The 25,843-nt window shown below is 46.7% G+C and carries 30 protein-coding genes and 1 tRNA gene; 13 read left to right on the top strand and 18 right to left on the bottom strand.

The window, feature by feature from the left end; genetic code table 11:
- Window positions 1–13 precede the first annotated feature (13 nt).
- Window positions 14–226, bottom strand: coding sequence for a twin transmembrane helix small protein (locus GQ359_RS09390; protein ID WP_215302142.1), 213 nt, complete (start codon window positions 224–226; stop codon window positions 14–16).
- 20 nt (window positions 227–246) lie between these two features.
- On the opposite strand from GQ359_RS09390, the gene GQ359_RS09385 reads away from it, so the two are divergent.
- From GQ359_RS09385 to GQ359_RS09365, 5 genes are read left to right on the top strand one after another with little or no spacing between them, the layout of a single operon-like run.
- A complete protein-coding gene (locus GQ359_RS09385) occupies window positions 247–1,023 on the top strand; it encodes an SURF1 family protein (protein WP_251367970.1) in 777 nt (258 codons plus the stop codon).
- Window positions 1,020–1,679, top strand: a complete 660-nt coding sequence (locus GQ359_RS09380) for a hypothetical protein (protein WP_215386899.1) — start codon at window positions 1,020–1,022, stop codon at window positions 1,677–1,679. Before GQ359_RS09385 ends, GQ359_RS09380 begins: the two co-directional genes overlap by 4 nt.
- Complete coding sequence (locus tag GQ359_RS09375; RefSeq protein WP_215386898.1) at window positions 1,676–2,806, top strand: heme A synthase; 1,131 nt, start codon at window positions 1,676–1,678, stop codon at window positions 2,804–2,806. The genes GQ359_RS09380 and GQ359_RS09375 overlap by 4 nt, the downstream gene beginning before the upstream one ends.
- The gene (gene cyoE, locus GQ359_RS09370; protein ID WP_215386897.1) at window positions 2,803–3,696 is read left to right on the top strand and encodes a heme o synthase; all 894 of its coding nucleotides are present in this window, start codon (window positions 2,803–2,805) and stop codon (window positions 3,694–3,696) included. The genes GQ359_RS09375 and cyoE overlap by 4 nt, the downstream gene beginning before the upstream one ends.
- 7 nt (window positions 3,697–3,703) lie before the next feature.
- The gene (locus GQ359_RS09365; protein ID WP_215386896.1) at window positions 3,704–4,309 is read left to right on the top strand and encodes an SCO family protein; all 606 of its coding nucleotides are present in this window, start codon (window positions 3,704–3,706) and stop codon (window positions 4,307–4,309) included.
- Between the two features lie 22 nt (window positions 4,310–4,331).
- On the opposite strand, the gene rpoH is transcribed toward GQ359_RS09365, so the two are convergent.
- The gene (rpoH, locus tag GQ359_RS09360; RefSeq protein ID WP_215386895.1) at window positions 4,332–5,273 is read right to left on the bottom strand and encodes an RNA polymerase sigma factor RpoH; all 942 of its coding nucleotides are present in this window, start codon (window positions 5,271–5,273) and stop codon (window positions 4,332–4,334) included.
- A 94-nt stretch (window positions 5,274–5,367) separates the two neighbouring features.
- The gene (ftsY, locus tag GQ359_RS09355) at window positions 5,368–6,258 is read right to left on the bottom strand and encodes a signal recognition particle-docking protein FtsY (protein WP_215386894.1); all 891 of its coding nucleotides are present in this window, start codon (window positions 6,256–6,258) and stop codon (window positions 5,368–5,370) included.
- 62 nt (window positions 6,259–6,320) lie between these two features.
- Between ftsY and GQ359_RS09350 the strand changes: the two genes are divergently transcribed.
- The 5 genes from GQ359_RS09350 to GQ359_RS09330 are packed head-to-tail and all read left to right on the top strand — an operon-like array spanning window position 6,321 to window position 10,479.
- Window positions 6,321–7,706, top strand: a complete 1,386-nt coding sequence (locus tag GQ359_RS09350) for a pitrilysin family protein (RefSeq protein WP_215386893.1) — start codon at window positions 6,321–6,323, stop codon at window positions 7,704–7,706.
- The gene (locus GQ359_RS09345; protein WP_215386892.1) at window positions 7,693–9,039 is read left to right on the top strand and encodes a pitrilysin family protein; all 1,347 of its coding nucleotides are present in this window, start codon (window positions 7,693–7,695) and stop codon (window positions 9,037–9,039) included. The genes GQ359_RS09350 and GQ359_RS09345 overlap by 14 nt, the downstream gene beginning before the upstream one ends.
- Window positions 9,032–9,661: a 16S rRNA (guanine(966)-N(2))-methyltransferase RsmD gene (rsmD, locus tag GQ359_RS09340; protein ID WP_215387959.1), complete on the top strand. Its 630-nt coding sequence runs from the start codon at window positions 9,032–9,034 to the stop codon at window positions 9,659–9,661. Before GQ359_RS09345 ends, rsmD begins: the two co-directional genes overlap by 8 nt.
- A 36-nt stretch (window positions 9,662–9,697) precedes the next feature.
- The gene (gene coaD / locus GQ359_RS09335) at window positions 9,698–10,192 is read left to right on the top strand and encodes a pantetheine-phosphate adenylyltransferase (protein WP_215386891.1); all 495 of its coding nucleotides are present in this window, start codon (window positions 9,698–9,700) and stop codon (window positions 10,190–10,192) included.
- A 17-nt stretch (window positions 10,193–10,209) separates the two neighbouring features.
- Entirely contained in the window at window positions 10,210–10,479 is a 270-nt protein-coding gene (locus tag GQ359_RS09330) for a YfhL family 4Fe-4S dicluster ferredoxin (RefSeq protein WP_215386890.1), read from the top strand.
- 4 nt (window positions 10,480–10,483) lie between these two features.
- On the opposite strand, the gene pth is transcribed toward GQ359_RS09330, so the two are convergent.
- The 6 genes from pth to GQ359_RS09300 form a co-directional block, all read right to left on the bottom strand.
- A complete protein-coding gene (gene pth, locus GQ359_RS09325; RefSeq protein ID WP_215386889.1) occupies window positions 10,484–11,080 on the bottom strand; it encodes an aminoacyl-tRNA hydrolase in 597 nt (198 codons plus the stop codon).
- Between the two features lie 90 nt (window positions 11,081–11,170).
- The gene (locus GQ359_RS09320) at window positions 11,171–11,809 is read right to left on the bottom strand and encodes a 50S ribosomal protein L25/general stress protein Ctc (RefSeq protein ID WP_215302130.1); all 639 of its coding nucleotides are present in this window, start codon (window positions 11,807–11,809) and stop codon (window positions 11,171–11,173) included.
- Window positions 11,810–11,945: 136 nt separating this feature from the next.
- Window positions 11,946–12,902: a ribose-phosphate pyrophosphokinase gene (locus GQ359_RS09315; RefSeq protein ID WP_215387958.1), complete on the bottom strand. Its 957-nt coding sequence runs from the start codon at window positions 12,900–12,902 to the stop codon at window positions 11,946–11,948.
- A gap of 73 nt (window positions 12,903–12,975) precedes the next feature.
- Window positions 12,976–13,052, bottom strand: a tRNA-Gln gene (locus tag GQ359_RS09310).
- Window positions 13,053–13,057: 5 nt separating this feature from the next.
- Complete coding sequence (gene ispE / locus GQ359_RS09305) at window positions 13,058–13,930, bottom strand: 4-(cytidine 5'-diphospho)-2-C-methyl-D-erythritol kinase (protein WP_215386888.1); 873 nt, start codon at window positions 13,928–13,930, stop codon at window positions 13,058–13,060.
- 10 nt (window positions 13,931–13,940) lie between these two features.
- Window positions 13,941–15,428: a lipoprotein insertase outer membrane protein LolB gene (locus GQ359_RS09300; RefSeq protein WP_215386887.1), complete on the bottom strand. Its 1,488-nt coding sequence runs from the start codon at window positions 15,426–15,428 to the stop codon at window positions 13,941–13,943.
- 35 nt (window positions 15,429–15,463) lie between these two features.
- Here GQ359_RS09300 and mutM point away from each other — a divergent pair, with 35 nt between their 5' ends.
- Window positions 15,464–16,300 (top strand): bifunctional DNA-formamidopyrimidine glycosylase/DNA-(apurinic or apyrimidinic site) lyase, encoded by an 837-nt coding sequence (mutM, locus tag GQ359_RS09295; protein WP_215386886.1) that lies wholly within the window; start codon window positions 15,464–15,466, stop codon window positions 16,298–16,300.
- Window positions 16,285–17,445, top strand: coding sequence for an A/G-specific adenine glycosylase (gene mutY, locus GQ359_RS09290; protein WP_215386885.1), 1,161 nt, complete (start codon window positions 16,285–16,287; stop codon window positions 17,443–17,445). The genes mutM and mutY overlap by 16 nt, the downstream gene beginning before the upstream one ends.
- On the opposite strand, the gene rapZ is transcribed toward mutY, so the two are convergent.
- The 9 genes from rapZ to GQ359_RS09245 form a co-directional block, all read right to left on the bottom strand.
- The gene (gene rapZ, locus GQ359_RS09285; protein WP_215386884.1) at window positions 17,390–18,280 is read right to left on the bottom strand and encodes an RNase adapter RapZ; all 891 of its coding nucleotides are present in this window, start codon (window positions 18,278–18,280) and stop codon (window positions 17,390–17,392) included. The two genes, mutY and rapZ, sit on opposite strands and share 56 nt — an antisense overlap.
- 1 nt (window position 18,281) lies before the next feature.
- Complete coding sequence (gene hprK, locus GQ359_RS09280) at window positions 18,282–19,271, bottom strand: HPr(Ser) kinase/phosphatase (protein ID WP_215386883.1); 990 nt, start codon at window positions 19,269–19,271, stop codon at window positions 18,282–18,284.
- The gene (locus GQ359_RS09275) at window positions 19,268–19,726 is read right to left on the bottom strand and encodes a PTS sugar transporter subunit IIA (RefSeq protein ID WP_215386882.1); all 459 of its coding nucleotides are present in this window, start codon (window positions 19,724–19,726) and stop codon (window positions 19,268–19,270) included. The genes hprK and GQ359_RS09275 overlap by 4 nt, the downstream gene beginning before the upstream one ends.
- Window positions 19,727–19,759: 33 nt before the next feature.
- Entirely contained in the window at window positions 19,760–20,083 is a 324-nt protein-coding gene (gene hpf / locus GQ359_RS09270) for a ribosome hibernation-promoting factor, HPF/YfiA family (protein WP_215302122.1), read from the bottom strand.
- Window positions 20,084–20,274: 191 nt separating this feature from the next.
- Window positions 20,275–21,042 (bottom strand): LPS export ABC transporter ATP-binding protein, encoded by a 768-nt coding sequence (gene lptB, locus GQ359_RS09265; RefSeq protein WP_215302121.1) that lies wholly within the window; start codon window positions 21,040–21,042, stop codon window positions 20,275–20,277.
- Entirely contained in the window at window positions 21,039–21,596 is a 558-nt protein-coding gene (gene lptA, locus GQ359_RS09260) for a lipopolysaccharide transport periplasmic protein LptA (RefSeq protein ID WP_215386881.1), read from the bottom strand. The genes lptB and lptA overlap by 4 nt, the downstream gene beginning before the upstream one ends.
- A complete protein-coding gene (lptC, locus tag GQ359_RS09255) occupies window positions 21,593–22,237 on the bottom strand; it encodes an LPS export ABC transporter periplasmic protein LptC (protein ID WP_215386880.1) in 645 nt (214 codons plus the stop codon). Before lptC ends, lptA begins: the two co-directional genes overlap by 4 nt.
- A gap of 11 nt (window positions 22,238–22,248) precedes the next feature.
- Entirely contained in the window at window positions 22,249–22,821 is a 573-nt protein-coding gene (locus GQ359_RS09250; RefSeq protein WP_215386879.1) for an HAD family hydrolase, read from the bottom strand.
- Window positions 22,822–22,857: 36 nt separating this feature from the next.
- Complete coding sequence (locus GQ359_RS09245; protein ID WP_215386878.1) at window positions 22,858–23,850, bottom strand: SIS domain-containing protein; 993 nt, start codon at window positions 23,848–23,850, stop codon at window positions 22,858–22,860.
- Window positions 23,851–23,861: 11 nt separating this feature from the next.
- On the opposite strand from GQ359_RS09245, the gene GQ359_RS09240 reads away from it, so the two are divergent.
- Entirely contained in the window at window positions 23,862–25,841 is a 1,980-nt protein-coding gene (locus tag GQ359_RS09240) for a monovalent cation:proton antiporter family protein (RefSeq protein WP_215386877.1), read from the top strand.
- Window positions 25,842–25,843: the final 2 nt, after the last annotated feature.

Below are 25,843 nucleotides of genomic sequence, written 5' to 3'. Positions count from 1 at the left end.
CTAAGGAGTGGACTTAGTTTGTGCCCACCCGAACGCCACTAGCCTCGATGTAGCCAAAGTAGTGGGCAATCAAAATTCCCAAGAAGAGTACTATTGAAAGTCCAATACGCAGCATGAGAGACTGAACCATTCTTGAGCTCCCACCTTTGTCTTTCATCATGAAGTAGAGAGCAGAGCCCAAGCTTCCTACAATCATTAGCAGCGCAACTGGAATAATCCATTTCATCTCAAAATACCCCTGTGAATATGTTTTCTAGCTTAATTACTAGTCGTATAGTTGCTACTTTATCAGCCCTTCTGGTGATTTTAGTAGGCTGTGGAGCTGGTATCTGGCAGTTAAACAGAGCGGAACAAAAAATCCGCTTAGGTGATTCGCTTTCTGCCAAATTGCAAATGCCTGTACTCAATGCCAATGTCGATAATTTGACCTTAGAAAAGGCTTCAGAGCGCCGTATTCTTGCTCGGGGAAGGTTTATGCAGGATGAAGTAGTTTGGTTAGATAACCGTCCTCGCCCTATCCCAGAGGGTGGATCTGGTGCTTCTGGGCAATCTGGCTTTTACGTGATGATGCCTTTGAGATTGGAAGGGCAAGAAGCAGTTCTTTGGGTTAATCGAGGATGGGCGCCTCGTAACAACCAAAATCGTATTGAGCTCCCCGCAGTCAAGACAGCCGATGAGATTGTGACTATTGAGGGTATTGCCTTCCCACACCCGGGAAGAGTTTATGAATTAGGTCAAAAAGGGGATCCGAAAGCTAGACCTCGAATTGAGCAAAATTTTGATTTGGCATTAGAAGCCCAAAGCCATGAATGGAAGCAACTACCTTTCATCGTTCGAGAGTCAGGTTCTTCGAAAGAGGATGGTTTGCTAAGAAATTGGCCTTCCCCAACGAACGGAGTCGATCGCCATTATGCTTATGCCTTTCAGTGGTTTGCTTTGGCATTGGCTGGATTTTTATTTTGGCTCATCAATGGGCTTATGAAGTACCGGCGAGAGCTAGCGGTAAATGGAGATAGAGTGTGAGTGATAAAGAATTATTGATCCCAGCTTCGCAAATGGATTCTTCCGCAATTAATGCGCAGACCCGCCGCGGCCGGCTGCAGATGTTATTTCTGTTGTTAGCTTGTGCAGCACCTGTCATCGCCTCCTATTTGGCGTATTACGTATTTAAGCCAGAGGGTGGAAAAACTAACTTTGGAACTCTTGTTCAGCCAGTGCAAGATATGAATCCTGCTTGGTTTGATATTCCATTTAATGGCAAGTGGACATTGCTGGTGGCCAGGCCAGCCGGTGAGTGCACCATCAAAAATGAATCTTGCCTTGAGGCCTTATTTTTAATGCGTCAGTTACGTATCGCAGTTGGTCGTGAGAGTGGCCGCGTTCAGTTAGTCTGGGTCAATACCGATGGCAAGCCAGTAGATCCAGAGGTATTGCTGGCCTACGATCAAAAAACAGCAGGATTTCAGATCCTCAGTTTGCCGACAGACCCTCAGCTGAAAGCGGAATTTGATACTTGGTTGAATCGTGATGGCGCTGGTCAGAAAATTCAGTTGATTGACCCTAGCCCGGCCAAGATGATGATATTTCCGGTGACAAATTCTCCCAAAGAATTTGGCAGCATTAAAAAAGATCTCGAGAAACTGCTGCGCCTCAATCGTAAGGGTGAGAAGTTGCAATGAGTGGTTTGTTATTGCTCGCTGAGTTAGCTGCCATTGCAATTGTCTTTGCAGGTCTACCCTTGCTCTATCTCTGGACTCGGTCAGGATTTAATTTTTTCCAAAAACTCAATTGGGTTTTGGTCTTTATGACTTTCGACTTGATTGTATTTGGCGCCTTTACTCGCCTAACAGATTCTGGCTTAGGTTGTCCTGATTGGCCTGGATGCTATGGCACATCTAATCCATGGCATGCAATCGGTGAGATTCAATTGGCTGAAGCCAATATGCCCACGGGTCCCGTCACCGTTATCAAGGCTTGGATTGAAATGATCCATCGCTATTTAGCAATGATGGTTGGTGCATTAATTTTGATTCAGGTGGGAGTGGCGTGGAGCAAGTTAAAAAGCTTGGGCAAGTATCCTTTATTGGGTAGCCTTGGTTTATTGATTTTGGTGTGTATCCAGGGCGCATTTGGTGCTTGGACAGTAACGCTCAAATTGCAACCCATCATTGTGACTATCCACTTAATGCTGGCTTTAGTTTTACTTGCCTGTTTAACAGCGTATGCGCAGCAAGAGTTTGAAGAGGGAAATTCCTCAGTCGCTCACTCTCAGATCAAGCCACTTTCAGCGAAGTTGCTTTTATTTGCTTCGGTCGTCTTATCTATTCAAATCTTTTTGGGCGCGTGGGTAAGTACAAATTACGCTGTATTAGCTTGCCCTGATTTTCCAACTTGCCTAGGTACTTTTATGCCTGAAACTGATTGGCAAGAGGGCTTCACTCTATGGCGTCAGTTAGGCCTGAATGCACAGGGTGAATCTATTTCTCCTGTGGCTTTGCAGACGATTCACTGGGCGCATCGCATGTTTGCTGTGATTGCCATTGCAGCTTTAAGTCTTCTCGGAGTCAGCGCTCTCAAGTTAAGTAATCCAGCATTGCCCAAAATGGGCAAGATTGCAAAGTTATTGCTCGGCTTATTAATTCTTCAGGCGCTAACAGGTATTTCTAATGTGGTCTTCCAATGGCCCTTGCTTGCCGCTTTAATGCATACCGCAGGCTCTGCTGCGCTGGTGTTCTGTTTGGTTCGCCTAACTCAATGGTCTTCGTGGAGCGCCTCCATTCATATTAAGATGGTTAATTCATTATGAGCAGTCCCACTTCCTCCACTACCGTAGCGATGCCGCGTTGGCGTCAATACTGGGTGCTCACTAAGCCCCGCGTTACTCTGCTGGCTGTTTTCTGTGCAGTAATCGGAATGTTCCTGGCTACCCCTGGTATGGTTCCTTACCCAGTATTGATTGGTGGCATTTTGGGTATTTGGTTGTTGGCGGGCGCAGCTTTTGCAATGAATTGTTTAATTGAGCAAGCCGTTGATGCCAAGATGAAGCGTACCTCTTGGAGGCCATCTGCAACTGGTGAAGTGACGCCTTTTCACATAACTGTTTTCTCGATCATTCTTGGTAGCCTAGGAATGATCATCTTATGGAACTTCTGCAATCCATTAACAATGTGGCTTACCGTAGCAACCTTTGTTGGTTATGCCGTAATTTATACCTGGTTACTGAAGCCTGCCACACCACAGAATATTGTGATTGGCGGACTCTCTGGCGCCATGCCACCAGCCTTAGGTTGGGCTGCCGTGACGAATGGCTTATCTGCTGAGGCTTGGCTCTTGGTTCTCATTATTTTTGTGTGGACCCCCCCGCACTTTTGGGCGCTTGCTTTGTATCGTCGGGATGACTATGTGCAAAGTGGTTTACCAATGCTGCCAGTCACTCATGGTGAGCGCTTCACGCTCCTCAATATCTTGCTCTACACCTTAATATTGATCGCTGCCACTTTGTTGCCTTACATTTACGGCATGAGTGGGCTGGTGTATTTAATTGCTGCAGTCATATTGGGCTTAATATTCCTTGCCTATGTGATTGCCTTATTTATTTCTTATAGCGATGATCTTGCAAAGAAAACTTTCCGTTTTTCGATTACCTATTTATCTTTGCTATTCGCAGCACTATTAATTGACCACTATTTCATCTGAGTTGAATATGAATTTATCAACACTTTCAAGCCTTCTTGCGCGCAGCCTGATGCTGTCGATCATTGGATTGGCTCTGCTAGCTTGCAGTCCCAAGCAGAGCTTTAAAAATGTTGACATCACCGGCGGCAAGGCATTCGGTACTGACTTTAGTCTACTCGACCCTGATGGCAAAGTGCGAACGCTAGCTGATTTCAAAGGTAAAGCAGTTGTGATGTTCTTTGGGTATACGCAGTGCCCAGATATTTGTCCTACGACTCTAACGGAGATGCAGCAAGTGATGACTCTCTTGGGCCCCCAGGCCGATAAGGTTCAGGTGCTATTTGTCACCGTTGATCCCGAGCGAGATAGCGCCAATATTTTGAAGCAATATGTACCAGCGTTTGATTCTCGTTTCTTAGGCCTGCGTCCTGCAGACGAGGCGGCTTTAGAAAAAGTGACCAAGGACTTCAAGATTTACTATAAGAAGGTTCCCGGTACGAGTCCTGGGTCATACACCATGGATCACATGGCGGGTAGTTATGCATTCGATCCAGAGGGGCATTTACGCCTGTACATCAAGCATGCGCAAGGTGCTGATACCTTAGCGCAAGACTTGAAAGAGCTACTGAAGTAAAGCCTTACAGAGGGAGGACTGCTTAAGCAGTCTCAGCTTGCAAGAGGCTGCGCATCTTTTTGAGTGCAGCAGTCTCAATCTGACGCACACGCTCTGCAGAGATGCCGTATTCACTTGCGAGATCATGCAATGTCTTTGTGCCATTACCATCCGCATCCATTGCCAGCCAACGGGATTGCACAATGTTGCGACTACGCTCATCTAAAGCCATGAGAGCTTGATCCAATTGAGGGCCATGCAATGCATCCGTTGCAGCCGCTGCCATCATCTCGGTAGGCTCTTGACTACTATCTGCCAACCATTGAATTGGTGCATAGGCTGATTCGTCATCGCTGTCATCACCTTCTAAGGCAACATCACCACCAGCAAGTCGCATTTCCATTTCTTTAACGTCAGAACCTTTGACGTCCAGAGCCTTGGCCAATGCCTCAACTTCACTTGGAGTTAGCGCAGCCAAAGTGGGCTTATTGCTGCGTAAATTAAAGAACAACTTACGTTGCGCTTTGGTTGTAGCTACTTTCACTAAACGCCAATTCTTGAGAATGTACTCATGAATCTCTGCCTTAATCCAATGGATTGCGTAAGAGACTAAGCGTGCGCCTTGGTTTGGGTCGTAGCGCTTAACAGCCTTCATTAAACCAATATTGCCCTCTTGAATGAGGTCGGCATGCGGAATGCCATAACCTAAATACTGACGAGCAACAGATACCACCAAGCGAAGGTGTGAGAGAACCAAAGTTTTTGCAGCGTCTACATTTTCAGTGCGACGAAATTCTTGCGCGAGATGAAGCTCCTCTGCAGCACTGAGCATAGGTACGCGATTTACGTACGAGATATAAGAGTCGAGTGTGCCAACCCCAAGGGAAGGCAGCATCGGAAAGGCAAGCGAAGCCGCAGCAGTCTGCGCTGCCGGCAGCGTTTGCCTTGCCTGCAATTGCGGATTGTATGTTTTCTTTTGAACCATTTTCTTTTTATATATTTTAGGTATTAATAGAGCTCTATTTTAGCACTCTTGTCAAGAGAGTGCTAATGGTTTTTTACTTCTATAAGTCTATGATTTAATTGAATAATTCAGAAGAATATTGCGCGGCAGTGAAAGGGGCTAAATCGTTAATTCCCTCACCTTTGCCTAGGGCTAAAACCGCTGGTTTTGACCCATCTTTGAGGGTGTGAGCAAGCGCACAGATCACTCCACCTTTAGCGGTGCCATCTAACTTTGTCACGATTAAGGCTGATAGGCCTAAAGCAGCATGAAAGGCCTTTACTTGGCTTAAACCATTTTGACCAGTATTGCCATCAAGAACCAGCAAAGTCTGGTGAGGGGCCCCAGGAAGGGCCTTGCCAATGACTCTTTTAACCTTCTTCAATTCTTCCATGAGATGGTCTTGAGTGGCTAATCTACCCGCGGTATCAATAATCAAAATATCGCTCTTACGAGACACTGCGGCATGAATCGCATCATGCGCTACGGCTGCAGCATCACCACTTTCTTGCATGATGACGTCGACTTGGTTGCGCCCACCCCATTCCAGGAGCTGATTGCGTGCAGCCGCCCGGAAAGTATCACCTGCTGCCAGTAAGACGGACTTGCCTTGTGACTGAAAGAGTTTGCAGAGTTTGCCGATGGTGGTGGTCTTACCAGCGCCATTGACGCCAATTACTAGCCATATTTCCGGAGTGGTCTTTTGTTCATGAACAAATAAAGGGTTAGTGATTGGCTCCAAAGGCTTTAGGAGACTTGCCACCTCTTGAATCAGCAGTTGCTTTAGGTCTTCTGGACTGCTGGCATTTTCTGATTTGGCAGCCTTGCGAAGTTTGCTCATCAGTTGTTCGGTCGTAGGTAGACCCACATCACTCAAAATGAGAGATTCTTCTAGGGCATCAAACCAGGCTTCATCAGTCTGATTCGATTTAAACAGGGATCCGAGGGTTTTACGTAAGCCGAACATAATCGATACAATTTAATCCTTGCATCTTATCAATTAAATTCTTGGGATAGGTGATCTTACAGATGCGCTCCACTTTATTGCGTTTTTCTTTCTTCTTACTGATCTCTTGCTCAGCTTCTTGGGCAACTCCTGAGGCCGCCCCATCAAATACCCATGAGTTTGTCCTTGCTAATGGGCTGAAGTTGATTGTGCGCGAGGATCATCGAGCACCAACGGTCGCGCATATGGTTTGGTACCGCGCTGGTTCAATGGATGAGGTTAACGGTAAAACTGGGGTGGCCCATGTTCTTGAGCACATGATGTTTAAGGGAACTAACAAAGTGAAATCGGGCGAGTTCTCTCGTTTAGTTGCGGCGGTGGGCGGTCGTGAAAATGCTTTTACTTCTCGAGATTACACAGCGTATTTCCAGCAAGTTGAAAAGTCTAAGTTAGATGAAGTGATGAGGCTAGAGGCGGATCGCATGTCTAATCTCAATTTTGATGATGCAGAGTTTTTAAAAGAAATTCAGGTTGTGATGGAAGAGCGTCGTTTGCGTACTGAAGATAATCCCACCAGCTTGCTATATGAATCACTGATGGCTACTGCATTCGTGAGTTCGCCTTATCGTCATCCAGTAGTTGGCTGGATGAATGACCTGGTGAATATGAAAGCCGCTGATGCACGTGATTGGTATCGTAGTTGGTATAAACCGAATAATGCAACCGTGGTGATTGCTGGTGATGTTGATCCTAAAGCCATTTTGCAAGCAGCGGAAAAATATTATGGAGTTGCTTCTGCAAGAGAGTTGCCAGATCGCAAGCCCCAGATTGAACCACCGCAAAAAGGTATTAAGCGAGTCCAGGTTAAAGCACCCGCAGATAGTGCGCAGTTAGCGATGGCCTGGAAGGTTCCCAAGCTACAAGTGGGCAAGCTAGATGATGATGAGCCTTATGCATTGGAATTGTTGGCTGCAGTGCTTGATGGTTATGACAATGCACGCCTCAATCGCGCACTGGTAAAGCAGGAGCGTGTAGTCAATGATGTGAGTGTCGGTTACGACATGGTCTCAAGAGGTCCAGAACTTTTTGTAATTAGCACCAGCATGGCTAAAGGAAAAACAGTGGAGCAGGCTGAGAGCAGTATTCGCAAGGCTCTGAAAGAAATTGTCGATAAAGGAATTCTGGAGTCAGAACTCAAGCGTATTAAAGTGCGCATCCTTTCCGACCAAATCTATAAGCGCGACTCAATCTTTGGGCAGGCTATGGAAATTGGTAGCACAGAGATGGCGGGATTCTCATGGAGAGACATTGATGTGATGTTAGATAAGATGCAAAAAATCACTCCCACACAAGTTCAACACGTTGCAAAAAAATATTTGGTAGATGAGGGCCTGACTATTGCGGTGCTAGATCCGCAGGGGCGTCAGTCCGCTGAGAGCAAGCAGGGGGGTAATCATGCTGCTAAATAAATCAATCAAGCAGGCTTGTCTTACATTCGCACTGATAGCAGTAGTCAGCACCTCTGCCCATGCAATATTGCCGATTGAAAAGTTAGACTCATTCAAGGGCGCACAGGCTTATCTAGTTCAAACCAAATCGCTACCGATGGTCGATATTGAAATCAGTATTGATGCAGGCGATCGTTATGATCCATCAGCCAAGAGTGGCTTAGCTACTGTGGTTGGGCAGTTGATGAACTATGGTGCCAAGTCAGAGAAGGGTTTGTTGAATGAGGCGCAGATTGCTGATGAGATTGCTGATTTAGGCGCAAACCTTGGGGTCTCTGTCAGCGGGGAGCGTGCCATCATGCGCATTCGGACTTTAAGTCGCAAAGATTTGCGTGATCGCGCCGTTCAATTGGCATCAGCCATGTTGAGTGCCCCTACTTACGATGCCAAAATCTTAGCCCGTGAGAAGCAAAGAATGACTACTGCATTATTAGAGTCGGAGACAAAGCCGGAGTCAGTATTGGATCGTCGTTTTAGAAAATTGGTTTATGGCGACTATCCCTTGGCTAACTCGCCAACGGTGCAAAGTATTGCCAACATCAATGCTACTGATTTGCAGCAGTTTCATAAGCAGTTCTACCGTGGCGATCGAATGATTGTCAGTATTGTTGGTGATGTGAGTAAAGTCGAGGCCGCTGAAATCGTTCATAGTTTATTGCAAAGAGTACCGCAGTCTGGACCTGCTATTTCCAAGCTGCCAGAGTTTGAGCGCTCACCAGTAGAGCCTTTAAGTCAACGCGAAGTCACTATTCCATTTGACACGCAGCAAGCCCATATTGCGATGGGAATGACTGCAGTTACTCGCAGTAATCCAGATTACTTCCCATTACTTGTGGGGAATTATGTTTTAGGCGGCGGCGGTTTTGTATCACGTCTGATGTCAGAAGTTCGTGAGAAGCGTGGCCTTGCTTATAGTGTGTTCAGTTATTTTGCCCCTGGTAAGGATGTAGGGATATTTCAGGCGGGTGTACAGACCAAGAATGATCAAGCTACTTTGGCTCTTGAAGTGATGAGTTCTACCATTGCACAATTTATTGCTAATGGACCGATGCAATCTGAACTTGATGCTGCTAAGGCAAATTTAATCAATGGCTATCCTTTGAGAATTGATAACAATCGCAAGCTGCTTGATAACGTGTCATCTATTGCTTGGAATAACTTGCCGCTCGACACGATGGATGTATGGACTAAGCAAGTGGAGATGGTGAGCTTGGACCAAGTCAAGGAGGCATTCCAAAAATACTTGGCTATGGACCGAATGAAGATTGTGGTGTTAGGGGCTAAAAATAAATAAACCCGCAAAGCCTGCTTCATTAGGTAAGCGCCCTGAGCCTCCTCAGAAAATTCGCATTATTGGTGGAGTGTGGCGTAGTCGTTTACTGAGTGTGCTGGATCTGTCTGGTCTACGTCCCACCACAGATCGCGTTCGGGAAACCTTATTTAATTGGCTTGGCCAGGATCTGGTGGGTTTGCGTTGCTTAGATTTGTTTGCAGGAACTGGCGCCTTAGGTTTTGAGGCTGCTTCACGACATGCCAGTTCAGTGACTTTGTTAGAAAAGGATAAGAGGGCGCATGCAAAGCTTTTGGCTAACTATGCTTTGCTACAGTCATCCCCTGCTCCTGGATTAGTACAGATTGTGCACAGAGATAGCTTGGAGTTTTTAAAGCAACAAGCCGATCGCTCTAGTAATTTGATCTTTATTGACCCACCCTTTCAGGAGGAGGGCTTATTCAATCAAGCGTTGATAGAGGCTGCTCGCGTTTGCGATGACAGTCCCGGCGGGGGAATTTACGTGGAATTTCCTGCTAGTCGCTCACGTGATGAGATTGAAGCACTGGTGCCCGAATGGCATTGTGGGAAATACCTAGAGGCTGGGCAGGTAAAAGCTTGTCTATTTCGCTCGAAGAGGGGCTAAACTCTTGCCTGTAGCTGAAAAAGCCTGAGGAGCATTATGACTGTTGCTGTTTACCCTGGAACATTTGATCCCTTTACTCGTGGTCACGAGGACTTGGTGCGCCGTGCTTCCAGTATTTTTGGGGAATTGATTGTTGGTGTTGCTGATAGCCGTAGCAAGCGCCCCTTCTTCACTTTGGATGAGCGTATTGAGATTGCTAAAGAGGTTCTAGGCCATTATTCCAATGTGAAGATTGTGGGCTTCACAGGCTTATTAAAAGATTTTGCCCGCGAACATAATGCGAGGGTGATTGTGCGTGGCTTGCGTGCTGTTTCTGATTTTGAGTATGAGTTTCAGATGGCGGGCATGAACCGTTATTTATTGCCTGATGTTGAAACGCTATTCCTAACGCCTTCAGACCAATACCAATTTATTTCGGGAACATTTGTTCGTGAAATTGCTTCGATGGGTGGTGATGTGAGTAAGTTTGTATTCCCATCTGTAGAAAAGTGGTTAGTTAAAAAGATTGAAGCCAACAAGGGCAAAGAGTAAGGCGTCAGGGAAACAAGATGGCTCTAATGATCACGGACGAATGCATCAATTGCGATGTATGTGAGCCTGAATGTCCGAATGACGCAATCTACATGGGTCTAGAGATCTATGAGATTGATCCCAATAAATGTACTGAGTGTGTGGGTCATTACGATGCGCCCCAGTGTCAGCAGGTTTGTCCAGTTGACTGCATTCCACTGAATCCCGCGTTTCCAGAAAACCAAACGCAACTTATGGTGAAGTATCAAGCCTTAACTGCAGCTAAAAAAGCCCTAGCTACAAAATAGCGCACTAATTCGTTTTGGAATGCAACTCCAGCATTGCTGCCTGAGTATCGCCCTTCATAAATAAATCCAGAATCTGTAAACCATCCTCGATACTCGCATCGATCTGCTTTTGCTCAAGCTGCAAAGGTCTTCTCAACACATAGTCCGCCACGTCCATCACTCGTGCACCTTCTGCGGCGAGATCCCGTGGATGTCCGATACCCAATCGCAAGCGCCAGTACTCAGGCGTTCCTAGGTGAGCTTGGATATCTTTTAGACCATTGTGCCCACCGGTGCCACCACCAAGCTTGATACGCGCAGTACCGGGCTTGAGATCAAGCTCATCCTGTACTACCAGCACATCCTTGGGTGTAATTTTGTGGAAGCGGCATAGTGCCCCGACAGACTGACCGCTGAGATTCATATAGGTGCTGGGTTTGAGTAAGAAGAGATCTTCACTCTCCCATTTAGCTTTTGCCACTTTGCCATGAAAACGTTTTTCAGTTTCAAAGCGGGTATTCAATTGTTTAGCAAGGGCGTCAACAAACCAGAAGCCAGCATTGTGCCGATCTTCTATGTGTTCTTCGCCTGGATTGCCAAGGCCAACAATTAATTTAGTCATGATGAGTGCTTAAGGATAAAAGCATTTCTGCAAAAAAGAAAACCCGCTTGTCAGCGGGCTTCCTCTGTCGCAAAGATAAGGCTTAAATAATTAAGCTTTGTCCTTTGGTGCTTCAGCAGCAGGAGCCGCAGCAGCTGCAGGAGCAGCTTCAGTATCGGCAGATTTCACTGCTGGGATACGTGCGTTAGCTAATACTGGGTTTTCTTGCTCAACATGCAATACCAAGGTAACGCCTTTTGGCAATGCGATGTCTTTAGCGTGGATACCATGACCAACTTCAATCTTGTTCAGGTCCACTTCAATGAATTCTGGCAAGTCTGCTGGTAAGCAAGACACTTCCAATTCAGTTGCGATGTGGCTGATTACAGCGCCTTGCAATTTCACTGCAGCTGAAGTGTCAGCGTTGATGAAGTGCAATGGAACGCGCATGTGAACTTTTTCAGTCGCAGAAACGCGCTGGAAGTCGATGTGCAGAACCAAAGGCTTAAATGGATGCATCTGGTAATCGCGCAACAACACTTTTTGTGCTTTGCCGCCGATTTCGAGATCAAGGATGGATGAGTGGAATGCTTCCTTGCGGAGAGCATGGAACAGTGCGTTGTGATCCAACTCAATTACAGTTGCGGCGTCTTTACCGCCGTAGATGATGCCCGGAGTTTTACCGGAGTTGCGCAGACGGCGGCTCGCACCCGTTCCCTGTACGCTTCTTTCAAAGGCTACTACTTTCATATTGAATTCCTAAATTAAGGTTAATTTCCGTTCGCGACCAAACAGAAAAGCCTTTGATTATATCGTGGGAATGGTGATTTTTGCCTAGAAAAGGCTCAAAACTGCCAAAAACAGAGGTAGAAACGCTATTTTTGGCTTATTCAGCGAACATCGACATCACTGAATCACCCTTGCTAATACGGGAAAGGGTCTCAGCAAGTATGGGTGCAACGCTCAATTGACGAATTTTGGAGATTTTCATTGCTTCCGGTGTTAATGGAATGGTGTCGGTAACGACTAATTCGTCTAATTCTGAGGCAGCAATGCGAGCTACAGCATCACCAGAAAGCACGGCATGAGTACAGTAGGCAGTAACACCCTTGGCACCACGTTCTTTAAGGGCCTCAGCGGCTTTACAGAGCGTTCCGCCAGTATCAATGATGTCATCCATGATGACGCAGTGACGACCTTCTACTTCGCCGATTAAGTGCATTACTTCTGATACGTTCGCTTTAGGGCGGCGTTTATCAATAATCGCTAAATCTGTGCCCAATTGCTTTGCCATTGCGCGGGCGCGAACAACGCCGCCGATATCTGGCGAAACAATGATGAGATCTTTTTTGGTCTTTTGGGCCTCTAAATCGGCCAAAAGGACAGGGGATGCGTAGATGTTATCTACTGGGATATCAAAGAAACCTTGGATTTGGTCTGCATGGAGATCCATGGTTAAAACACGTTCAATGCCAGCAACAGACTGGAGCATGTTTGCCACGATCCTGGCGGAGATAGCAACCCGTGCTGAGCGAGGGCGGCGGTCTTGTCTGGCGTAACCGAAGTAAGGAATCACTGCGGTTATACGGCTTGCTGATGCTCGTTTTAGGGCATCAATCATGATCATCAACTCCATCAAACTATCGTTTGTTGGGGCACAGGTTGACTGGATAACGACCACGTTCTTACCACGAACGTTTTCTTGAATTTCTACCTGAATTTCACCATCAGAGAACCGACCAACAAATGCTTTTCCCATTTGGAGATTGAGCTCTTTGGCTACCGCATGGGCCAAAACCGGATTTGCATTGCCTGTGAAAAGAGTCAGTAAATCAGCGTTCATTGGGGCGGACATAGGTGATTTTGGAATTTGGGTAGGTGTCGAATGGATGTCTTTTGGTCGTATCTACAGTAGTTGGCAGGGGAAGAAGGATTCGAACCTTCGCATGCTGGAATCAAAATCCAGTGCCTTAACCAGCTTGGCGATTCCCCTACAGGTCAATCTGAAGAAATCAAATTGTAAGCGGGATTTTTATTTAGCCCCCGAACAATTCGACCCATCCATCCCTTTGGAAGATTTTGCAGAAGAATTTCCAGATTTGCGGTGTCCGTCTTAGGGTCTAAGGCGGCAAAAACGCTACTTCCAGAGCCGGACATACAAGGCGCCGAGTTTGGCACTGCCTTGTAAATCCAATCTAATGCTTGCTTCACTTCAGGACATTTTTGCACCGCTACTGCCTGACAATCATTCGACTGATATGACCTTGGCGATGCAAGAAAGCCATCTATTGTAATCGGAGCGTGATCTCGGGTCAATTGAGGGTCTTGAAAAATCTGAGCAGTAGCGACCCCCTTGTTGGGGAAGATCACCACAAAGTCTTGGGTTTCCAAGGAAATTGCCTGTAATTTCTCCCCAATCCCCTCAACAAAAGCATTTTGGCCAAAGATGAAAAATGGCACGTCAGCACCAAGTTTTAGGCCAAGTTGGCAAAGAGTGGCGATATCGAGATGAAGATCCCAAAGGGTATTTAATCCGATCAGGGTGGATGCTGCATCAGAGGATCCGCCACCAAGGCCAGCACCCATTGGAATATTTTTCGTGAGATTGATTTCAACCCCCCGATCAATCCCGCAATGTTCCTTCAGGAGTTGGGCTGCACGAACAACCAAGTCTTGCTCAGGAGGGACTCCAGGAATGGGATTGATACGGCGAACTTTGTTTTCCGGAATGCGCTTCAAGGTCAGAACATCGCACCAATCAATCAGTTGAAAAACGGATTGCAGTAGGTGGTAGCCATCATCACGGCGCCCAACAATATGCAAAAAGAGATTGAGCTTTGCGGGGCAAGCGAGTTCTATCGCATTACTCATGATTTATGCTTTACTCGTTCGGAGTATCAAATACCAGGCGGATATCAATCGATCCGATATTAGAGCTGCGATTCATAGTCAGTTTTTCTAAGCGCTGAGCATCATTCCAGTTGTAATTTAAGGTCCAGCCGTCTTGTGTAATTTTGCTGACTTGCCCTTTTTCATTTCGCTCCACACTCGCATTACTACCAGGGCGGGTTTGTCCACGTAACCAGTCAGATAAACCACGGGCTGGAAGTGGAAGACCTAATGCATTTTGGATAAGAGTGTCAGCATCAATTGCAGTGGTGAGTTGACCATCGCGCTCCAGAATCGCCTCACCAGGTTTAATCGTAATTTTCGCAATGGAGCCGCCCACTGGATTGCGAATTTCTAAAACGTCAGTAAGCGCATCTTGAGTCAAGGTAAATCCACCTGATCCACCTTGATTTTTACTTTCAGTAAGGCCGGTAACTTTCACGGCAAAACGCCCGTCCCATGAGCCTTTTAGGGCGGTATCAGCCACAGACCAATCGGGCTTCAAGCGCTTCAAAGTTTCCTTAAGGGTAGGGTTGTTAGCATCCAATTGCTGCCCTTTGCGCCACATGTCTTCCGCTTCGATTGGGCGATTCATAACCCACAACACTTCACCGATATGTGCCGCAATATCTGCCTCAGGCTTCATGTTGAATGCTTGTTGAAGTTGTTCGAGCGCAAGGGTATTTTTGCCCATGCGAAAGTTCACCCAACCAAGACTATCCAAAATAAAACCGTCTCTAGGCGAGAGCTGATTTGCTTTACTAATGAGCTTGAGCGCTTCGGGCAATTTCTGGTTACGATCGGCTAGAGAGTATCCAAGTGCATTCAGACTATTGACGTCATTTGGATTCTTGCGCAAGATTTCTCGCAAAGTTCTTTCCATCACATCCATATGCCCAGATTTTTCAGCAGACATGGCATAGGTATAGAGCAGTCCAGGATCTTTTGGCTCTGGCTTTAATGATGAGACGATTTCATAAAAAGCTCTTAAGGCCTCTGATTCATTGTTTGCCTTAGCGAGTAGTGACTGAATCTGTAGCAAAGTTTTTTCACGTTGCGCCGGCGTTTGCTGATTTAGAAGGGAGATGGCGGGTTTGACTGCATCTGACCAACGTTGATTCAAGATTAAGAGTGTGACGAGCACTTCTTTGGGTTTGGTTTGCTTGGGCCCTGCCAAACTATCCCAGGTTTGAGCTGCTTGCAGCGCTAAATCAGGCGCACCGGCAGTAATGGCTATCTCCATAGCCCTTTGGGCTAAACGGGGGTCATAGAGTTGGCGAGCGAGCTCTAAATAGGTTGTGTATGCCAAACCAGCTTCGCCCCGTTGCAGGGCAATTTCGGAGGCCAAGACTTCAAATACAGCTTGACCGCTATCTAGGCTACTGTTTTGGGCGATAGCATAGCTGGAAGAAAGGCCTAGGCCAAGTCCGCCTGCGAGCAATAAGACCCTTAAAGAAGGCTTGAATGAAAATTTGGTCATGAGCACATTCTAATCCGCGAATCTACAATCCATTTATGCCTGAACTCCCAGAAGTTGAAGTTACCCGCTTGGGTATTGCGCCCCATTTGGAGGGGCGTAGGGTGAGCGCGGTCAAAATTATTGATGGTCGACTGCGTTGGCCGGTGCCGAGCAATTTAAATGCACTACTTTCTGGCCAGAAAGTCTTCGGAATAGAACGCAGAGGCAAATACCTCTTAATGGAGTTTGAGGCTGGGTATTTATTGCTGCACTTAGGCATGACAGGTACATTACGCGTACTGCCTAGCAGCGACACCCTGAAACCGCATGATCGCGTGACATTCGAGTTTGGCAAGCTCAGTTTACGTCTGCATGACCCCCGAAAGTTTGGTGCCGTTTTGTGGCACCCGAAATCTAAAGGGCCGATTGAGAAAAACCCACTCTTGCAAAAACTCGGGGTTGAGCCATTTTCAGCAGAGTTTGAAGGTGAGCTTGGCACGGATGTCTTATATCAATACTCACGCAAGCGCAGTGTTGCCGTGAAGCAGTTTTTATTAGCAGGACAGGCGGTAGTAGGTGTCGGCAATATCTATTGCTCGGAAAGTTTATTTGAGGCTGGCATCCATCCAGCAAAGGCTGCTGGAAAGCTAACGCGTCCACAATGTTCGAGACTGGCTAATGCAGTGAGATTGATTTTGAAAAAAGCGATTGCTGCAGGTGGCAGTTCTTTGAAAGACTTTGTGAATAGCGAGGGCGACCCAGGCCACTTCATGGTGCAAACCAAAGTCTATGATCGCAAAGATCAGCCCTGCAAGGTATGCAAGACGCCGATTAAACAAATAGTACAGGGTCAACGATCCACTTATTTCTGCCCTCAATGTCAGAAGCGTTGATCAAGCATTTCGCCACCAAGCTGATTGCTTGGCATGGTAAAGACGGACGTCAAGGCTTGCCATGGCAGAGTATTCGAGATCCATACGCAGTGTGGGTTTCTGAAATCATGCTGCAACAAACTCAAGTGGCTACTGTTCTGGAGCGTTATCCGCGTTTCATGAAACGTTTTCCGAATGTTAAGAGATTGGCTGCTGCACCGGTAGATGATGTTTTAGCCGAATGGGCAGGACTTGGTTATTACACGCGTGCTCGCAATCTTCACGCTTGCGCCAAACAAGTGATGCTGGAATTTGGAGGAAAGTTTCCAGAGGATCCGGTGTTGCTTGAACAGCTCAAGGGCATTGGTAGGTCCACAGCAGGTGCTATAGCTGCTTTTGCATTTCATGAGCGAGCACCCATCCTCGATGCAAACGTCAAACGTATATTGGCAAGACTATTTGGTGTAGGTGGCGCCATCCAAGAAAAGACGGTGAATGAAGAATTATGGTCACTAGCCAAAACACTCCTTCCTAAAAATTCTTCGGATATGCCGGTATACACACAGGCTCTGATGGATTTTGGGGCAACGTGGTGTACTTCTCGTAAGCCGGTGTGTTTGAGTGGCGAGAGAAAATGCCCATTTGAAAAAGAATGCCAAGCCAATCTCAGCGATCAGGTTTTGTTATTGCCTCGCAAGGTAATCAAAGCAAAATCCCCTGAATTTAATTGCGATATGTTGCTACTGAGACATGGTGATTCAGTCTTACTGCAAAGGCGCCCGGACAAAGCTATCTGGGGTGGGTTGTGGTCGTTACCAGAATCTGCGTGGAGGGCTAAGGAAAAAAATTCTAAACCTTCAGCAAGCAATTCAGCTACTTTTACTGCTAAAGAGTTGTTTCAGCTGGTGTTGCCAGATGAAAAGACTGTCAGTGTTTTAAAGAGCTTTCAATCCATCGGGCAAGGAGTAGAGATTAAACATATCTTTACCCATCGACGTTTGTGGATGCAAATCTGGCATGTGACATCAAGCGATGCCCTGAAATTCTCTAGTGATAATTTGAAGTGGGTGCCATTACGTCAGCTTGGAAAATACGGCCTACCTCAACCAATTAAATTGCTACTGCAGGGATTGAGTCTAACTCGCGGTGACGGCTTAAGAAATTAATCTGCAGTGATGACAAATCTTTTTGCGGCAGAAAATGCGCAGCAATCCGAGTGACTAAGTAGACAGAGCGGTGTTGTCCACCAGTACAGCCGATAGCAACAGTCAAATAACTACGACCATCTGCAATGTAGTGGGGCAACCATTTTTCAATAAATTGAATAATGTCATTCTCCATGCTCACGACTTCAGGAATTTTTTCCAAGAATTCACGCACAGGCTGATCTTTTCCGGACAGTGGTCTTAAGGCTTTGTCATAGTGCGGATTCGGCAGGCAACGAACATCAAATACAAGATCTGCTTCACTAGGTAAACCTTTTTTAAATCCAAAAGATTCAAAAATCACGGTAAGCCCTTGAGGCTTATCTTTCAGAAGATCCTGTATCCAAGAGCGTAGGGCATGGGCGGGTAAGTTGCTGGTATCAATGCTATGCGCTTGGGTGCGAAGGGGTTCTAGTAGGTTACGCTCTGTATCAATCGCCTCTATCAAGGTAGCCGACTGAGTCTCCTGAGTTTTACCAGAGAGCGGATGACGTCTACGGGTCTCAGAAAAACGCTGGATGAGTGTATTAGTATCTGCATTCAAGAAAACAACTCGCACATCATGGCTGCGTCGTAAGTTTTCTAAGATCTGGGGTAGCTCTGCGATTGACTGGCCGCGACGGGCATCAATGGCTACTGCAACGCGTTCACTCTTCTCGATCTCTAGAGTGGTGATGAGATTTTCTAAGAGGGTGACTGGAAGGTTATCTACACAGTCATAGCCTGCATCCTCAAAGGCTCTCAGCGCAACAGATTTACCTGAGCCGGAAATACCGGTAATCAGATTGATTTGCATATTAAATGAGTCGACCCTGTGACTTAGTAGATTCAGCCTCTGCATTCATTTGCAAACGCTGACGCTCCATAAATTCTTTTAAGGTATCAATGCCCCGCAGTTGCAGAATAGTATTGCGGACTGCCGCCTCTACTAGTACAGCCAAGTTACGCCCTGCAGCCACTTGAATTTTGACGGTCCTTATTGGAATGCCTAGCACATCAATATGCTGCGCTTCTAATGGAAGACGCTCGAACTCACCATCATTACGACGAACGAGTTGTACGATCAAGCGCAATTTCAATTTACGACGCACGGCCGTTTCACCAAAAATTGTGCGGATATCTAATAAGCCTAGTCCACGAACCTCTAGGAGGTTGCGCAGAATCACAGGGCAGCGACCCTCAATGTAATCTGGTCCAAGACGAGCAAAGTCCACCGCATCATCAGCCACTAAACCGTGGCCACGAGAAATCAACTCTAAACCCAATTCGCTTTTTCCCAAACCTGACTCGCCCATGATTAGGACGCCCAAGCCTAAGATGTCCATGAACACGCCATGCATCGTAATTTGGGGCGCACCAATCTTTGTGAGGTAGGTGCGTAGGTGGTCAATTACCTCCGCAGCAGAAATAGTTGTTGTAAAGAGTGGGGTAGAGGATCTTTGGCAGAACAGTTGTAGATCTGCATCAGCTGTTTTTCCATCCGCCACAATGACACAAGGTGGTGTTTTTGAAATTAAGCTAGAGATTTGATCTTGCCTTTGTTTTTGTTCGAGCTGAGCATGGTAATCAACCTCTTGCTCACCAAAAATCTGAATACGGCTTGGGTGAATGAGATTTAAGTGACCTACTAAGTCAGAGCTAGCTGCGGCAGCCTTGACAGCCTCCGAGGGGAATGTACGGTCTGCCCCTTCTAGGCCACCGATCCAAGAAAGCTTTAAGTCAGAGACGTTGTCATCAAAGATCTGTTGGGCAGTAACTCTCTCAAGGAGTAAGGGTTGGGTTGTCAAGCGGAGCCCCAAGTCTGTAATAGCTGGCACACCTTTTCTGGGTTGTCTTCCGTGGCAAGCGATTTTCTAGCATCTGGGTCAGAGAGCAGTTGTGCAATGGAAGACAGAATTTCTAAATGTTGCTGAGTCGCTTTTTCAGGGACGAGCAAAAAAATCAAAATAGAGACAGCCTCACCATCGGGCGCGGCAAATTCAATCGGGTCCTTTAATTTGACGAACGCAGCAATCGGACTCTTCAGCCCTTTTACACGGCCGTGGGGGATAGCAACGCCGGCACCCAAGGCAGTAGAACCTAAGTCCTCGCGAGCATTTAAGAAGCCAACGATTGCTTCAGATTCAAGACCTGCCTGTTTTGCAAATAGCTGTCCTACAGCCGCAAATGCCTCAGCCCGATTTTTAGAGGGGCTATTCAAGGCAATGCGGTCTAAAGCGAAAAGATCGGTCAGGGCATTCATGTCAATTGATTATAGGTGTCCTGAAGCGAGGCATCACTCAAAATGCTTTTCATGGTGATGGTCTTGAATCTTTTCTTTGTGCTTAACAACTTGACGCTCTAGTTTATCGACCACCGCATCCATAGCGTGGTACAGATCAGCGTTATGCGCTTCAGCATAAAGATCTTTACCTTTTAGGTGAATTGTGATTTCGGCTGCTTGGCGAAGATTTTTTTCTTTAGCGTTATCGACAATCAAAAATGCTGATGCATCTAGAACGTGATCAAAATGTTTGCGAATTTTAGCTAACCCGGCTTCGAGGTGGGAACGCATGGCTGGAGTAACTTCGACATGACGGCTATTAATTTTCAGATTCATCAGCAGCTCCTATTCATAGCAAAACAAATGCATGCGCAAATAATTACCCGAGGTGCGCAGCAAGCCCCTGTAACGATGTACTTGATTATTTGGAAATGAACTTCATGAGCCTCCAGCGTATCAGCGATTTTGCTGAAAACCAAGGGGGCAGATCATGTTTATTTAATAAATATTCGAAAAACTCAGAATATTTACATGCGGAAATTTTCGCCTAGATACACTCTTCTAACGGCGTCATTCTCAATGATTTGGTCCGGTTTGCCTTCTGCCAGCACGCTACCCTCACTGATGATGTAGGCATGATCGCAAATACCTAAGGTTTCGCGTACGTTATGGTCCGTGATGAGTACGCCAATTTGGCGGTCTCTTAAGAAGCGCACAATCCGCTGGATCTCTCCAACTGCAATCGGATCAACGCCGGCAAATGGCTCATCCAGCAAAATGAATTTAGGCTGAGAGGCGAGCGCTCTTGCAATCTCAACACGACGACGCTCACCTCCAGATAAGGATAGTGCTGGGTTATCACGAAGATGACTAATTTGAAGTTCGCCCAAGAGTTCATCTAGGCGATGCGCAATCTCAGACTTACTCAATGGTTTGCCGCCTTGCACCTGCAGTTCTAATACCGCTTGAATATTTTCGGCTACGTTCAGCTTTCTGAAAACAGAAGCCTCTTGAGGGAGGTATGACAGGCCCATACGAGCTCGTTCATGAATCGGTAGATGGGTTATGTCTGTGCCATCCAGAACAATACTTCCACCATCAAGTGGAACCAAGCCAACAATCATGTAGAAAGAGGTGGTTTTACCAGCACCATTAGGGCCTAAGAGTCCAACCACTTCGCCGCATTTAACTTCTACCGATACATCCCGAACTACTGTGCGAGATCCATAACGCTTTTGAAGATGCTGGGCGCTGAGGGTTGCTGGCTTTTGAATGCTGCTGGAATCCGTGGTCATCTCTCTAGTGTAGCTTTTCTTCTTGGTGAAAGGATGGCTTTAGCCAAAGGCAGATCTTCTGGTTTAGCGTTTGGGGGTGGCGTGACTTGATAGCGCTGCAGGACATCGTCGTAATCAATTTTCCAGCCGTGTAATTGATCTAACATTTGCATATTGTGAAGACGCTTCAAGTTAGCATCACCAGTTAGGGTAAGCAATTCAGTTTTTGCATTGTAAGTAACTGTTTGACCGCGACCCTGCATAAACTCATTAGCCGGACCTTCGCGTCTTTGTCTGAAGCTGGCCGTTGATTCTGGATTGCCTTGAACATCAACGTACTCATAGCCTTCAGGATCAACTTTGATATTGCCTTTTTCGCCGGTAATTAAAATGCTGCCCTTGGTCAAGAGTACCTGACCATCAAGCTCATAGACCTGTTGCACATCATTCACAGAAACTTTTTCTGCTTCTAAAACAACCGGTTTATCTTGATCTGCTTTTTCAGCATGAGCAGGTGCGATAAAGCAAGCTGTTAACAATCCACAATGTATTGCTAGTTTGCGTAAGAAGCTCATGGCTGTGCTCCAGGTTGAACACGCTCGATGCGACCTCTCACTTGGCCAGACAGCACCATACTTTGTTCGATGTTGTTGAATGTGCCACCATCAGTTGACCGCATGATGGAAACGCCTTGCTCAAGCGTAATGGGTTTATTAGTCTCAATAATGTCGTCATTGATGAGTACCTTGAAATACGAAGAGCGTGCAATCATGCGTGGTCTTGCTGGTTCGGTCGCGGTAGCAGCTTGTGGTGGACGAAAAATTTCAGCATTATTGATGAGATCTAGTATGGTGATGTCGCCATCTAAATGACCTGAGTCCGCTTTCACGGTAATCGGCGACTTTTCAGGAGGGAACAAACGTATACGAGGTGTTTCAATGTCAATTGAAGCGTCATCGTCGTAATGAATCACTTTCTTGCCCAGTACTCGATATTTGGTATTGCCGGCTTCGTTGAGCGCGGAAAGGGCGCCATTGGTAATAGTGTAGTCAGGCTCATGTAAGCGTACCCGTTCTAGTGCTGATTTTTCTACGGGAGCATTTTTCTTAACCAGCCAAAAAGTGACGAGAGTAAGTGTGCTCATCAAGATCAATGGCATTAGGCGCAATAGGCCACGCCAGATACTCAATTTAATTTGTTGGGCATTCAGTTCCATTGAGACAAACCTTAAGCGCGTGCCTGAGCAAGTAATTCGTCATAGCGATTTTGCGCTTTTAGAATCAAGTCGCAGACTTCACGTACTGCGCCATATCCACCAGATCGAGTGGTAATAAAGTGAGCAGTTTCTTTCACGGCATCATGCCCTTGTGCAGGACATACTTTTAAACCTGCAGACTTCATCATTTGAAAATCAGGCCAATCATCACCCATCACAGCGCAATCAGACGACTTGAGCCCAAGTGACTGCAAAATCTTTTCTAGGGCTACGGCTTTATTTTCAACACCCATGTGCACATGCTTGATACCGAGTTCATCACAGCGTGCCAAAACCATTTTGGAGCTACGCCCAGTAATGATGACTGTTGGAATACCAATTTTTTCTAAGAGCTTGATTCCCAAGCCATCTTGAATATCAAAAGCTTTCAGAGACTCCTTACCGTTTTCACCAAGAAATACCTGGCCATTGGTTAAGACCCCATCGACATCAAGTACGAGTAGCTTGACTGCCCCAGCGCGCTCCCAGGCCTGTGGATACTGGCTCAGAGGATTGGTTTGGTGAGCATTAAAGGCGGTTGGCATGTAGGTGAGTAGATGAATGATTAAAAAGTAAAAAGCTTAAATAACCTTGGCGGCAAATAAATCATGGAGGTTGAGCGCTCCAAGTAATGCTCCATGAGGATCGGTGACCACCAAATGATTAATCCGATGTTTTTCCATCATCTCAATAGCTTCTTCCGCCAAGAGTTCGGGAGGAATTGTGCGGGGTGCTGAAGTAGTTGCCTTTTCTAAGGTGAGCCCATCCAAATTGGTGCTCTTCTCTAGTAGACGACGCAAGTCGCCGTCAGTAAAAATGCCGGCAACTTTATTTTCACTATCTAAAGTGACCACCATGCCCATGCGTTTAGCGGTCATTTCTAGTAAAGCTTCTTGTAAGGAAGCGGAGATCGTAATCTTAGGAGTCTCATCAAAGTTGCGCATCACTTCGCTGACATGCATCAGTTGCTTGCGACCCAAGCGGCCACCTGGGTGGGAGCGTTGAAAATCTTCAGCCTGAAAGCCGCGAGCATCAAGTAAGGCAACAGCTAGGGCATCACCCATAGCGAGCGATGCGGTTGTACTGGTAGTTGGCGCCAAGTTAAGTGGACATGCTTCTTTCTCAACACTGGTATCTAAATGGGCATCAGCCAACTTTGCTAATGAAGAATTTGGCGCACCAGTTAGTGCAATGAGTTTTGCACCGGTGCGCTTGACGATTGGCACAATGGTGAGAAGCTCATCAGTCTCGCCGGAATTAGAGAGTGCAACAAAGACATCATCACGCGTAACCATTCCTAGGTCGCCATGACTGGCTTCGGCGGGATGTACAAAAAAGGCGGGGGAGCCGGTAGAGGCAAAGGTGGCAGCAATCTTTCGGGCGATATGACCTGATTTACCAATTCCAGAAACAACGATACGGCCCTTGCAGGAATGCAGTAAATCCACTGCCAAAACGAGGGCATCGGCATTGGCGCCTTCAAGGCGATCACGCATAGTGTGCAGTGCAGCAGCCTCAATGGTGAGGGTGTCACGCGCAAGCTTTAGGGTTCGGTCACGAGTCTTAGCTATCATGGGGTGAGTATATGCCGTCAGTCCTTCAATTAACTCTCATCTTGTTGGCCTCCGGAGTGGCCGGGGTAGTTATTTTCCGCTATTTTGGACTACCCCCCATTTTGGGCTATCTTGCCATTGGCGTCCTAATTGGGCCGCATGCCCTCGGTTTGGCCAATGATTCCGCCACAGTCAAGTATTTGGCTGAATTTGGCGTGGTTTTCTTGATGTTTTCAATTGGCCTGGAATTTAACCTCCACAAGCTGCGGGCCATGCGAAGCATCGTATTTGGCTTGGGTGGCAGCCAGGTGCTTTTGACTATCTTGCTTGCAGTGCCGGCAAGCTTGATGATGAACTGGATTTACCCCATTTCCTGGCAGGCAGCCATTGCCCTGGGGGGTGCCCTGGCTATGTCCTCAACTGCTATCGTTACCAAGCTCATTGCCGATCGTTCAGAAATTGAGACTGAGCATGGGCGCAACATCATCGGTATTTTGCTATTTCAGGATTTAGCGGTGGTCTTCTTGCTTATTTTGATCCCCTCACTGGGTAAAAATCCTGGAGACTTATTTTTGGCCTTGACCGCAGCCTCCATCAAGATATCGGTGGCGCTAGTTCTGATTTTTGTGATTGGCCAAACTTTAATGAGTCGCTGGTTTAGTTTGGTTACCAAGCTGCGCTCGCAAGAGTTATTCATGCTCAACTTGCTGCTGATTGTTTTGGGTATGTCAGCACTTACAGAACATTTTGGTTTATCACTTGCGCTAGGGGCTTTCTTGGCGGGTATGTTGATTGCCGAGACACCCTACCGCCATCAGGTTGAGGAGGACGTGAAGCCTTTTAGGGATGTCCTCTTGGGCCTGTTCTTTATTACCATTGGCATGCTGTTGGACTTTAATGTCATTTACCAACAGTGGTTGCTAGTGCTGCTCTTACTGATTGGCCCTTTGATTTTCAAGTTTGGTTTGATTGCCTTACTGTCACGTGCTTTTGGTTCAAGCCCTGGCATTTCGATTCGGACAGGCTTGTGTTTGGCGCAGGCTGGCGAATTTGGCTTCGTTCTTTTAAATCAGATTGATGGCTTGGATTTAATCGATCCTGCTTTGAGTCAGGCTGTACTGGCTGCCATGTTGCTCTCGATGTTTGGCGCACCTTTCTTGATTGAATATAGCGATCGGATTGCGATGCGCTTCTCGAGTAATGAGTGGTTGTTGCAATCATTAGCGCTGACACGCGTCGCAGCAAAAAGTGTCCGAACTGAAAACCATGTTGTCATTTGCGGTTTTGGTCGTTCAGGACAAAGCTTGGCCCGCATGCTCGATCAAGAAAAAATTCCTTACATTGCCTTAGATATGGATCCAGATCGAGTTAAAGAAGCTGCTGCCGCTGGGGATAACGTGGTCTATGGTGATGCCAGTCGAGAAAATTATTTAGTAGCCGCGGGTTTGTCGAGAGCAAAGGCAGTAGTAATTACCTATGCAGATACCCCAGCAACCTTAAAAGTATTACATCAGGTTGAGCGCTTGCGTCCCGGTATGACCATACTGGTGCGCACTAAAGATGATGCTGATTTAGCTAAGTTACAAGCAGCTGGAGCAACTGAGGTGGTGCCTGAGTTAATCGAGGGTAGTCTCATGATGGCATCACACGTTTTATTAATGATGGGCGTACCTATGCGTAAGGTCGTACGTCGCATCACCAGTGCACGCGAAGCGCGTTACAGTCTTTTGCGCGGCTATTTCCGGGGGGTTGATGATGAAGTCGACACCAAAGAGTCATGGCGTTTGCACTCGGTAACTTTGTTGCCTGAGTCAGCGAGTATTGGCCAGACTCTTGAAGAGTTACACCTTGAAAACGAAGGCGTGAGCGTACAAGCAGTCAGGCGAAAAGTGGATGGCTCCGACTATGTCAAATTGGAGCTCACTCCAGACTTACGTTTGCAAGCTAACGATATCCTAGTGCTCTCAGGCAATTCAGAGGCGACTGATTTAGCCGAATCTAAATTGCTCTGAGT

The organism is Polynucleobacter sp. AM-7D1 (assembly GCF_018688455.1).
In the GTDB taxonomy this organism is placed as follows: Bacteria; Pseudomonadota; Gammaproteobacteria; order Burkholderiales; family Burkholderiaceae; genus Polynucleobacter.
The sequence above is the reverse complement of the archived record's forward strand: the minus strand, read 5'-3'. Positions and strand labels throughout refer to the sequence as shown.